Origin of the sequence: Cognatundibacterium luofuense (assembly GCF_018139685.1) — a bacterium.
GTDB classification, from domain to species: Bacteria; Pseudomonadota; Gammaproteobacteria; order Burkholderiales; family Burkholderiaceae_D; genus Undibacterium; species Undibacterium luofuense.
Window position 1 is genome coordinate 1 of the sequence record NZ_JAGSPN010000715.1, and the last position, 230, is coordinate 230.

The 230-nt window shown below is 56.1% G+C and carries 1 protein-coding gene; it reads right to left on the bottom strand.

Going from position 1 to position 230, the window contains the following annotated elements; all coding sequences use genetic code 11:
• Positions 1-124: 124 nt before the first annotated feature.
• Positions 125-226 (bottom strand): acyloxyacyl hydrolase, encoded by a 102-nt coding sequence (locus tag KDM89_RS22310; protein WP_329604739.1) that lies wholly within the window; start codon positions 224-226, stop codon positions 125-127.
• Positions 227-230: the final 4 nt, after the last annotated feature.

Genomic DNA, 230 nt, shown 5'->3' on the forward strand with positions numbered 1-230 from the left:
GGTTTGTGCTTTGCAGATCAGAAAACAGGCAAAATGCGGTGTTCAGCACACCAGCTCCCCGCTCCACGGCAGAAATTCTGGCTCTCCGAAAACAGCGAATGCAGATATCTGCACAGACTACCCGTCAGAACGGATACGCAACCCGGATGACCGCAACATTGGCGCCGGGATTAGGGCGTTTGATGGCGCCGTTCGAGAAATGCTGCACCTTCAGGCCAACGTCCAGCCCG